We start from the raw sequence: 10,879 nt of genomic DNA on the forward strand, positions 1-10,879 counted from the left end.
CAGGCTCCTACCCTACGCCATACAAGCGAGCTTGCTCGCGAACAGCCTTACGCCGAAGCCAGCGCCTTGGCGCCGATCCGCCCCAGCAGCAACTGCAGCACACCCGCCACCACCAGCGCCGGCAGGGTCGCGCCCAGGTCCGGCTGGTAGTTCGCCAGCAGGTGATAGACCGCCACGCCGCCGCCCCAGGCCAGCAGCGAGCCCCAGCGCAGCCCGTGGGGAATCGCGGCCGGCGCGCGGCGGCGGAGGACGAAGTGATCCACCAGCACCACGCCGAACAGTGGGGCGAACACCGAGCCGATCAGCAGCAGGAAGTTCTGGTACTGCGCCAGCGGCGCGAACCAGGCGATCAGGGTGCAGATCACGCCGATGGCCAGGGCCAGGTGCTCGACCTTGAGCGGCAGCAGGATGCCGCTGGACACCGCCGCCGAGTGGATGTCGGCGAAGGCCTTCTCCGACTCGTCCAGCAGGATCAGCAGCAGCGGGATGCCCATGCCGGCGCCGGCCAGCGCCAGCAGCAGCGCATTGGCGTCGCTGCCCTCGGCGAACGCCAGGGTGTAGGCCACGCCCAGGCCCATCAGCCAGAAGCAGCCGATGAAGAAGCCCAGCGCGGCGCCGCCGAAGGTGTGTCCGGCGCGCTTGCCGAAGCGCGAGTAGTCGGCGATCAGCGGCAGCCAGGACAGCGGCATGGCGATGGCAATATCGAAGCCCACGGCGAAGGACAGCGAGCCGTCGCCGGCCTTGGTCCAGAGCGAGGCCAGGTCGGCGCGCTGGAACAGGTCGATGGTCAGCCAGATACAGGCGGCGATCAGCAGCCAGATGCCCCAGCGGCGCAGCACGCGGCGCACGAAGGCGAGCGGCCCGCTGACCGCCAGCAGGGTCGCCAGCGCGCCGAACACCAGGGTCCAGAGCGCCGGCTGGGTCCCGGCGCCGCCTTCGCCGAAGGCTCGGGTCGCCAGCAGGCTGGCGGCGTCACGCATGACGATGATCTCGAAGGCGCCCCAGCCCACCAGTTGCAGCAGGTTGAGCAAGGCCGGCAACGCCGCGCCGTGGCTACCCAGGCTGAGCTTGAGCGAGGCCATCGCGGACAGTCCGGTATCGGTGCCGATCACTCCGGCGCCGGCCAGCAGCAGGACGCCGACCAGGGTGCCGAGCAGGATCGCGCCCAGCGCGCCGGCCAGGCCCAGGCCCGGCGCCAGCAGCGCGCCGGTCTGCAACACCATCAGGCCGATGCCGAGGGAGAACCACAGGGAAAACACGTCGCGCAGGCCGAGCACGCGCTGGGCGCTGCCCACGGCGGAAGTCGGTGAATAGTCGATGGCAGTAGTGGTCACGATGAGTACAAGGCTCGAAGGTTGGAATAGCTTTTTGTTCTTCGTAGGAGCGAGCCTGCTCGCGAACAGCCCCGCAGCGGGGTTCATTCGCGAGCAAGCTCGCTCCTACAGGGTGCCACGGTGTAGCGATCAGACCTGCTTGTAGATCACCGAGCCCTCGTCCTTGAAGCGCGCGGACTGCTGCTGGAAGCCGGCCTCGATGGCCTTCTGCTCATCGGTCAGGCCGTTTTCCTTGGCGTAGTCGCGGACTTCCTGGGTGATCTTCATCGAGCAGAACTTCGGCCCGCACATGGAACAGAAGTGCGCGACCTTGGCCGAGTCCTTGGGCAGCGTCTCGTCGTGGAAGGCGCGGGCGGTGTCCGGGTCCAGGCCGAGGTTGAACTGGTCTTCCCAGCGGAACTCGAAGCGCGCCTTGGACAGCGCGTTGTCGCGGATCTGCGCGCCCGGATGGCCCTTGGCGAGGTCGGCGGCGTGCGCGGCGATCTTGTAGGTGATGATCCCGGTCTTCACGTCATCCTTGTTCGGCAGGCCCAGGTGCTCCTTGGGCGTGACGTAGCAGAGCATGGCGCAGCCGAACCAGCCGATCATCGCCGCGCCGATGCCGGAGGTGATGTGGTCGTAGCCCGGCGCGATATCGGTGGTCAGCGGGCCGAGGGTATAGAACGGCGCCTCGTCGCAGCACTCCAGCTGCTTGTCCATGTTCTCCTTGATCAGGTGCATCGGCACGTGGCCGGGACCTTCGATCAACACCTGGACGTCATGTTTCCAGGCAATCCGGGTCAGCTCGCCGAGGGTCTCCAGTTCGCCGAACTGGGCGGCGTCGTTGGCGTCGGCCACCGAGCCCGGACGCAGGCCATCGCCCAGCGAGAAGCTGACGTCGTAGGCCTTCATGATCTGGCAGATTTCCTCGAAGTGGGTGTAGAGGAAGTTTTCCTTGTGATGCGCCAGGCACCACTTGGCCATGATCGAGCCGCCACGCGAGACGATGCCGGTGACCCGCTTGGCGGTCAGCGGTACGTAGCGCAGCAGCACGCCGGCGTGGATGGTGAAGTAGTCCACGCCCTGCTCGGCCTGTTCGATCAGGGTGTCGCGGAAGATTTCCCAGGTCAGGTCCTCGGCGACGCCGTTGACCTTCTCCAGCGCCTGGTAGATCGGCACGGTGCCGATCGGCACCGGGCTGTTGCGCAGGATCCACTCGCGGGTCTCGTGGATGTGCTTGCCGGTGGACAGGTCCATCACCGTGTCGGCGCCCCAGCGGATGCCCCAGGTGAGCTTCTCCACTTCTTCCTCGATGGAGGATCCCAGCGCGCTGTTGCCGATGTTGCCGTTGATCTTCACCAGGAAGTTGCGGCCGATGATCATCGGTTCCAGTTCGGTGTGGTTGATGTTCGCCGGGATGATCGCGCGGCCACGGGCCACTTCCTCACGGACGAACTCGGGGGTGATTTCCTTCGGGATGCTGGCGCCGAAGCTCTGCCCCGGATGCTGCGCATCGAGCAGGCCGGCGGCGCGGGCTTCCTGCAGCTTCATGTTCTCGCGGATGGCGATGTATTCCATCTCCGGCGTGATGATGCCCCGGCGCGCGTAGTGCATCTGCGTGACGTTGCCGCCAGCCTTGGCGCGGCGCGGGGTGCGCACGTGGGCGAAGCGCAGGGCGTCGAGGCTGGCATCGGCCAGGCGCGACTGGCCGAACTCGGAGGTCAGGCCGGGAAGGATTTCGGTGTCGCCACGCTCGTCGATCCAGCGCGAACGCACGTCCGGCAGCCCCTTGCGCAGGTCGATGCGCACGTCCGGGTCGGTGTAGGGGCCGGAGGTGTCGTAGACCATCACCGGGGCGTTCTTCTCGCCACCGAAGGCGGTGGGGGTATCGGCGAGGGAGATTTCCCGCACGGGGACGCGGATGTCCGGGCGCGAGCCGGTCAGGTAGACCTTCTTCGAATTCGGGAAGGGCTGGGTCGACTGGCGATCCAGTTGTTCAAGGCGGGTGACGTTGTTTTTCTGGGTGCTCATCCTGGCTCTCCTGGGGTTGATTGCCGGGGGAGAACCTGGACCTGGGAGCCGCACCGAGCGGCGAAGAAACGCATCCCTTGGAGGGCTGGGGCCGGGGCGGAAAGGCGCCGGGGATGCGGACTTCTTGTTCCCTACGCGGGTCTTAACCCGATCAGGTTCAACGGGATCCGGAACTATCCGATCTCAGCCCTTCGCATGGGGCACCCCGACAAGAACGCCCGCAGTCTAATCAAGTGTGCAACGATTAGCCAATGCCGTCTGACCGAAAACCGCGCAATTGCCTACAGGAGGCTACACTCCTGCCTCGGAAGGCTCATACGAACGCGCCTTGACCGCCATCGGCGGCAACCGTAGCCTTGCTCCACCTCGCATCAATTTCTAGGACGAACGAATGCTGCGCAGACTCTCCCTGGCTGTCGCCGTGGCCGCTTCGACAGGCTTTGCCTGGGCCGCACAGCCCGCTCCGGCGGCCTCCTCGCTGCCGACCAAGACGGACCTGATCAGCGTCTATAAAGACGCCGTCGACAACAACGCCGACCTCGCCGCCGCGCAGGCCGACTACCTGGCCCGCAAGGAAGCCGTGCCGCAGGCGCGTTCCGGGTTGCTGCCGCAGATCAACGCCGGCGCCAACGTGGGCAGCACCCGCACCTCGCTGGACGAGCCCAATGCGACGCTGAACCGCAACAACCAGGTGGTTCAGGCAACCCTGAGCCAGCCGCTGTTCCGTGCCGACCGCTGGTTCCAGCTCAAGGCAGCGGAGAACATCAGCGAACAGGCCCAGCTGGAATTTTCCTCGACCCAACAGGCGCTGATCCTGCAGAGCGCCGTGACCTATTTCGGCGTGCTCCGGGCCCAGGACAACCTGGCCGCCAGCAAGGCCGAGGAAGCGGCCTTCAAGCGCCAGCTCGACCAGTCCAACGAACGTTTCGACGTCGGCCTGTCGGACAAGACCGACGTACTCGAATCCCAGGCCAGCTACGACACCGCCCGCGCCAACCGCCTGGTTGCCGAACAACAGGTGGATGACGCCTTCCAGGCCCTGGTCACCCTGACCAACCGCGAGTACAGCTCCCTCGAAGGTATCCTGCACTCCATGCCGGTGGTCGCTCCGATGCCCAACGACGCCAAGGCCTGGGTAGACACCTCGGTACAGCAGAACCTGGCGTTGCAGGCCAGCAACTACGCGGTCGACGCCGCCGAAGAGACCCTGCGCCAGCGCAAGGCCGGCCACCTGCCGACCGTCGATGCCGTGGCGCAATACCAGAAAGGCGACAACGACGCCCTGGGCTTCACCAACTCGCCCGGTGATCCGCACTACGGCAAATGGGTCGACCAGAGCAGCATCGGCCTGCAGTTGAACGTGCCGATCTACAGCGGCGGCCTGACCAGTTCCCAGGTCCGCGAGGCCTACCAGCGCCTGAACCAGAGCGAGCAACTGCGCGAAAGCCAGCGCCGCCAGGTGGTGCAGGACGCCCGCAACCAGCACCGCGCGGTGAACACCGACGTGGAGCAGGTCAAGGCGCGGCGCCAGGCGATCATCTCCAACCAGAGCTCGCTGGAAGCCACCGAGATCGGCTACCAGGTCGGTACCCGCAACATCGTCGACGTACTGGACGCCCAGCGTTCGCTGTACAGCGCCGTGCGCGACTACAACAACACCCGCTACGACTACATCCTCGACAACCTGCGCCTGAAGCAGACCGCCGGCACCCTGGCGCCGAGCGACCTGCAGGCCCTGAGCGGTTACCTGAAGCCGGACTACAACCCGGACAAGGACTTCCTGCCGCCGGACCTGGCCAAGGCCGCCGAAGCTCAGCTGAAGAACAGCTCCCAATACTGAGCCCCATGAAAGAGCTGGTGTGCTGCACGCGCGAGGGTCCAGCGTAAAGCGAAGCCAATCGCGGACAGCTCCAGGCTCGGATCAGCCCTCCCCCTAACCCTCTCCCAGCGGGAGAGGGGACCGTTCGGCGCAGGGAGCAATCAAGGCGTCAGCCGAGGGCTGGGGTGAAGGGAAAGCACGGGTTGGGGTTACCCCGGAAGAAGACAGTTGCTCCTACGCCCAGGCGGGGGTAGGAGCGGACTCCATCCGCGATCGCTCAACGCCGGAACTTCACCCTGACTCAATCGCGATACCCCGGCGACACCCGGTCCAGCATGCGCAACAACGCCGCCCAGGCCAGGTCGTAACCGTCCGGGTCGCTCAACTCCCCCTCCCCCAGAGGCCGTGCCGGGGCGTTGAACTGCTGCTCGGTATGCCGGCACACCTCGTCCGACGGAATCACCAGATCCCCGCCAGCCTGGGCCGTCAACTGGATGTCGCAGGCCCTCTCCAGGTAGTACATGCGCAGGAACGCCTGCTGCACGGTCTGCCCCACGGTCAGCAAGCCGTGGTTGCGCAGCATCAGGCCGATGTGTTCACCGCCCAGGTCGCGGACCAGGCGCTGCTGCTCGTCCATCGACAGGGCGATGCCTTCGTAGTCGTGGTAGCCAAGCCGGCCGTAGAACTCCATCGACATCTGGTTCAGCGGCAGCAATCCACAGGCCTGAGCCGCCACCGCGCAGCCGGCGCGGGTATGGGTGTGCAGCACGCACTGTGCGTCCTCGCGGGCGCCATGAATGGCGCTGTGGATGACGAAGCCGGCCGGGTTGACCTTGTACGGCGACGGCTCCACCGCGTGGCCGGAAAGGTCGATCTTCACCAGGCTGGAGGCGGTGATTTCGTCGAACATCAGCCCGTACGGGTTGATCAGGAAATGGTGCTCGGGACCGGGGATGCGCACCGAGATGTGAGTGAAGATCAGATCGCTCATGCGGAAATGCGCAATCAGCCGGTAGCAGGCCGCCAGCTCCTCGCGCAGCTTCCATTCCTCGGCCGGACAGGTGGCGCGGCTGGGCGCCTGCGCTTGCAGCGACGTCATAGTGCTTTCCTCCTCAGAGACAAGGACGCCGGGGCGCGAAGGCCCCGGCGCCAGGATCATTGGGCGGCCCAGGCGTTGAAGCGCTCCTCCAGCTCCTCACCGTGGTCGACCCAGAATTCATCATCCATCGCCAACCCCTGGGGCAGGTTCTGTGTGGAGGTTGGCACCCAGCCGGCCAGGTCGGACGGCAGGCGCTCGGCGGCCTGCTTGTTGGTCGGACCATAGGCAATGTGCTTCACGTAGTCGACCTGGGCATCGGGCTGGTTGGCGAAGGCGATGAAGCGCTTGGCCGCATCGACGTGCTGCGAGCCCTTGATGATCGCCCAGTAGTCCATGCCGTACAGGCTGCCCGGCCAGACCAGTTGCAGGTTGCGACCGCTCCTGAAGGCATCGGCGATGCGCCCGGTGTAGGTGGTGGTCATCACCACGTCACCCGCGGCCAGCCACTGCGCCGGTTGCGCGCCGGCTTCCCACCACTGCACGTAGGGCTTGATCTGGTCGAGCTTGGCGAAGGCGCGATCGACGCCGGCCTTGGTGGCCAGTTCCTTGTAGACGTCGGCGGGCTTCACACCGTCGGCCATCAGGGCGAACTCCAGGTTGTAGATGGCGCGCTTGCGCAGGCCGCGCTTGCCGGGGAATTTCTTCACGTCCCAGAAATCGACCCAGGAGGTCGGCGCCGGCTTGAGCTTGTCGGCGTCGTAGGCAATCGCCACGCCCCACACCAGGGCCGCCGAGCCGCAGTCCTTGGCGGCGTTGGGGATCAACTGGTCCTTGCCACCGATCTGCTGCCAGTTGAGCGGTACGAACAGGCCTTCGTCGCAGCCACGGGCCAGGTCCGGGCCCTCGATCTGCACCACGTCCCAGTCGGCGTGGCCGGTGTCGGCCATCACCTTGATGCGGGCCATCTCGCCGTTGTACTCGCTCTGCGTCACGCCGACCCCGGATTGCTTGCTGAACGGCTGGAAGAAGGCCGCATCCTGGGCCTTCTGGCCGGCGCCACCGTAGCCGACCACCACCATGTTCTCGCTGGCCTGGGCGGCGGCACAGGAGAGTCCGAGGGCGAGCAGCAGCGACGGCAGCGTGCTCGTACGGAAAGCGTTCTTGCGGAAAGTCATCGGGCATACCCCATGTCGTAGGAGGTCGCGGGCGCAGCGCACGAAGCTGCGCGCTCGCTGGACGGGCGCGCCGGAACCACGGTGCAAGGGAGACAGGGCAGAGGTAGACCGGTGGCCTGCGGGCAAGCCCGCAAAGCGAGGTGGGACCGTACGGAACGGTTCATGCGCCTCTCCTCTTGTAGTTGTTGTGGAGCACGTCGCGGTTGAGCCCGGAGGACCGGGCTGGAAATGAAACTACCCAGTCACTTTTAAAAAAACAAGTTGATTTTTTACTGACGGTAAATTTCCATAGACACAGCTTAGATGACCTTTCACCGACTCCAGGAGAAACCCCGTGTCCGAGGTCCGTCACTTCCAAAAGTCCGCCCTGCAGTTCCAGTCCTACGCTGGCGAACCGGTCGAACGCGCCGCCATCTGCCGCCTGATCGGCCCGACCGACAGCCAGACGATGGGCGCGGGCCTGGCGTGCTTCGATGGCGTTTCCATCGAGTGGACGGTGCTCTACGACGAGCTGATCGTGGTGCTCGAAGGCCACTTCCGCCTGCGCCTGGCCGACCGCGTGATCGACGCGGCGCCGGGCGACGTGATCTGGGTCCCCGAACGCACCCCGCTGGCTTACGAAGGCGAGCAGGCCCGGGTGTTCTACGCCCTGTATCCGGTGGACTGGCAGGCCCGTAACGCCTAGTTGATCGACCGGCTGCGCGTCGATGTTCAGTGCTGAATACACAACAAGAATCCGGAGTTGCCCGATGAGCCAGTTTCCCCACCTGTTCAGCCCGCTGCGCATCCGCGGCAAGGCGCTGAAGAACCGCATCATGTCCACCGGGCACGACACCTCGATGCCCACCGACAACCTGGTCAACGACCAACTGGTGGCCTACCACACCGCCCGCGCCAGGGGCGGCGTCGGCCTGATCGTGCTGCAGGTCGCCGGCGTGCACGACAGCGCCCGCTACACCTCCCACGTACTGATGGCCACCGATGACGCCTGCATCCCCGGCTATCGGCGCATCGCCGAGGCCTGCCACGCCGAAGGCACTGTGGTGCTGTCCCAGGTGTTCCACCCGGGGCGGGAGATCATGGAATCCAGCGACGGCCTGCTGGCCGTCGCGTATGCGCCCTCCGCCTCGCCCAACGAACGCTTCCGGGTGATGCCCCGCGAGCTGAGCCAGGCGATGATCGACGAAATCATCGAAGGCTACGCCGCCGCCGCGCGCCGCCTGCACGCCGCCGGCATCGACGGCGTGGAAGTGGTCGCCAGCCACGGCTACCTGCCGGCGCAGTTCCTCAACCCTCGGGTGAACCGCCGCAGCGACGCCTACAACGGCGACCTCGACGCGCGCCTGCGCTTCACCCGCGAAGTGATCGCCGCCGTGCGTGCCGCCACCGATGAAGACTTCATCATCGGCCTGCGCATCTCCGCCGATGAACGCGATCCGGAAGGCCTCACCGAGGACGAATCGCTGCAAGCGGTAAAATCCCTGCAGAACGAACTGGACTACGTGCACATCGTCGCCGGCACCTCGGCGTCGCTGGGCGGCGCCATCCACATCGTCCCGCCGATGGCCATCGAAGCGGCCTACCTGGCCAACGAGGCCGGCACCTTCAAGCGCAACCTGGAGATTCCGCTGTTCGTCACCGGGCGCATCAACCAGCCGCAGGAAGCCGAGCTGATCCTCGCCCGTGGCCAGGCCGACGTCTGCGGCATGACCCGCGCGCTGATCTGCGACCCGCAGATGCCGGGCAAGACCGAAAGCGGCCACGTCGAAGACGTGCGCGCCTGCATCGCCTGCAACCAGGCGTGCATCGGCCACTTCCACCGTGGCTACCCGATCTCCTGCATCCAGCACCCGGAAACCGGCCGCGAGCTGATCTACGCCGAACGCAAGATGGCCGCCCAGCGCAAGCGCGTGCTGGTGGTCGGCGGCGGGCCGGCCGGCATGAAGGCCGCCGCCGTTGCGGCGCAGCGCGGCCATGAGGTCACCCTCTGCGAAGCCAGCGGCCAGCTCGGCGGCCAGGTCAACCTCGCCCAGCTGCTGCCGCGCCGCGCGGAGTTCGGCGGCGCCTCCACCAACCTACAGCGCGAAATGCAGCTGGCCGGCGTCGAAGTGCGCCGCAATACCCGCGTCGACCGCGCACTGGTCGAGCGGGAGCGTCCCGACGTGGTGATCGTCGCCACCGGTGCCAAGCCCTATCGCCCGCCCTACGAGGAAGCCGGCAACCTGCAGGTGGTGGACGCCTGGCAGGTGCTGCGCGGCGAAGTGAAGATCGGCCGCTCGGTGCTGGTCACCGACTGGCGCGCCGACTGGATCGCCCCCGGCATCGCCGAGCGCCTGGTGCGCGACGGCCACCAGGTACAGTTGGCGGTGAACGGCACCCACGCTGGAGAAAGCCTGCCGCTCTACGTGCGCGACCACATGGCCGGCGAGCTGCACCGCCTGGGCATCGGCATCACGACCTACGCCCGCCTGTACGGTGTCGACGACAGCACCGTCTACCTGCAACACACCGCCAGCGGCGAGCCGATGCTGGTGGAAAACATCGACACCCTGGTGCTCTGCCAGGGCCATCAGCCGGTGGACGAACTGGCCGACGAGATCGCCGACCTCGCCGAGGTGCGCCGCATCGGCGACTGCCTGGCGCCGCGCACGGCGGAAGAAGCGATCTACGAAGGGCTCAAGGCGGGCTGGGCGATCTGAGCCTTTTCTGTAGGAGCGAGCTTGCTCGCGAACCGCCCAGCGCCGAAGTCGCCGGGAGATTCGTTCGCGAGCAAGCACGCTCCTACGAAGAGCAATCGGTCCACAGCCCCGGCGCATTGTTTAGAATGCCCCACGACGCCAATCGCCAGGACCGCCACCGCATGAGCCAGAAAGCCCCGCAGGAAGCCCCCGCCAACGCCGAAGCGCAGTTCCTCGGCACCCGCATCCGTGGCCTGCGCAAGCGGCGCGGCATGACCCTGGCGGAACTGGCCGAGCAGAGCAGCCTCACCGCCGGCTACATCAGCCAGTTGGAACGCAACCTGGCGTACCCGTCGATCCCCGCCCTGTTCAACATCGCCCGCAGCCTGGGCGTGACCATCCAGTGGTTCTTCGCCAGCGAAGTGCAGGTCGACCCCGACGACGCCGGCTACGTGGTCCGCCGCAACGCCCGCACCAGCGTGCATTACGAAGACGGCATCGTCGACGAACTACTCAGCCCGCAGCCCAGCCGCCAGTTGGAAATCCTCCACTCGCGCTTCCCACCGGGCACCTACAGCCAGCAGAGCTACAGCCACGACGGCGAGGAAGCCGGCTACCTGCTCAGCGGCACCTTCGAGCTGTGGGTGGGCGAGCGCTACTTCCTGATCAACGAGGGCGACAGCTTCAGCTACTCCAGCCAGGAGCCGCACCGCTATGGCAACCCGGGGGATGTGGATGCCGTGGTGCTCTGGGTGATCACACCGCCGACGTTCTGAGGGGGCTCTTCGTAGGAGATTCTATGTCTACCCCGCCGTATCGGCCGC

8 protein-coding genes and 1 riboswitch are annotated in these 10,879 nt (G+C 66.5%); of the genes, 4 read left to right on the forward strand and 4 right to left on the reverse strand.

Going from position 1 to position 10,879, the window contains the following annotated elements:
• Positions 1–47: 47 nt before the first annotated feature.
• Positions 48–1,334, reverse strand: coding sequence for a putative hydroxymethylpyrimidine transporter CytX (gene cytX, locus ACYCAX_RS26365; protein WP_460249198.1), 1,287 nt, complete (start codon positions 1,332–1,334; stop codon positions 48–50).
• 129 nt (positions 1,335–1,463) lie between these two features.
• Positions 1,464–3,344: a phosphomethylpyrimidine synthase ThiC gene (thiC, locus tag ACYCAX_RS26370; RefSeq protein WP_460249199.1), complete on the reverse strand. Its 1,881-nt coding sequence runs from the start codon at positions 3,342–3,344 to the stop codon at positions 1,464–1,466.
• Between the two features lie 111 nt (positions 3,345–3,455).
• A riboswitch (TPP riboswitch) is annotated at positions 3,456–3,562 on the reverse strand.
• Between the two features lie 173 nt (positions 3,563–3,735).
• Between thiC and ACYCAX_RS26375 the strand changes: the two genes are divergently transcribed.
• A complete protein-coding gene (locus tag ACYCAX_RS26375; protein WP_294974235.1) occupies positions 3,736–5,184 on the forward strand; it encodes a TolC family outer membrane protein in 1,449 nt (482 codons plus the stop codon).
• A gap of 280 nt (positions 5,185–5,464) precedes the next feature.
• Here the strand turns inward: ACYCAX_RS26375 and ACYCAX_RS26380 are convergent, their stop codons facing one another.
• Both ACYCAX_RS26380 and ACYCAX_RS26385 read right to left on the reverse strand, forming a co-directional pair.
• Positions 5,465–6,262: a class II aldolase/adducin family protein gene (locus tag ACYCAX_RS26380; protein WP_460249200.1), complete on the reverse strand. Its 798-nt coding sequence runs from the start codon at positions 6,260–6,262 to the stop codon at positions 5,465–5,467.
• 56 nt (positions 6,263–6,318) lie between these two features.
• Positions 6,319–7,377 carry an ABC transporter substrate-binding protein gene (locus tag ACYCAX_RS26385; RefSeq protein WP_294974229.1) on the reverse strand — a complete coding sequence of 353 codons (1,059 nt, stop codon included), beginning with the start codon at positions 7,375–7,377 and terminating at the stop codon, positions 6,319–6,321.
• A 334-nt stretch (positions 7,378–7,711) separates the two neighbouring features.
• On the opposite strand from ACYCAX_RS26385, the gene ACYCAX_RS26390 reads away from it, so the two are divergent.
• The 3 genes from ACYCAX_RS26390 (at position 7,712) to ACYCAX_RS26400 (ending at position 10,831) form a co-directional block, all read left to right on the forward strand.
• On the forward strand, positions 7,712–8,062 hold the full coding sequence (locus ACYCAX_RS26390) for an AraC family ligand binding domain-containing protein (RefSeq protein ID WP_015479182.1): 351 nt from the start codon (positions 7,712–7,714) through the stop codon (positions 8,060–8,062).
• A gap of 64 nt (positions 8,063–8,126) precedes the next feature.
• Entirely contained in the window at positions 8,127–10,076 is a 1,950-nt protein-coding gene (locus ACYCAX_RS26395) for an oxidoreductase (RefSeq protein ID WP_460249201.1), read from the forward strand.
• 161 nt (positions 10,077–10,237) lie between these two features.
• On the forward strand, positions 10,238–10,831 hold the full coding sequence (locus ACYCAX_RS26400) for a helix-turn-helix domain-containing protein (RefSeq protein ID WP_015479184.1): 594 nt from the start codon (positions 10,238–10,240) through the stop codon (positions 10,829–10,831).
• The last annotated feature ends 48 nt before the right edge of the window (positions 10,832–10,879 follow it).

It is taken from the genome of Pseudomonas sp. MT3, assembly GCF_054720805.1.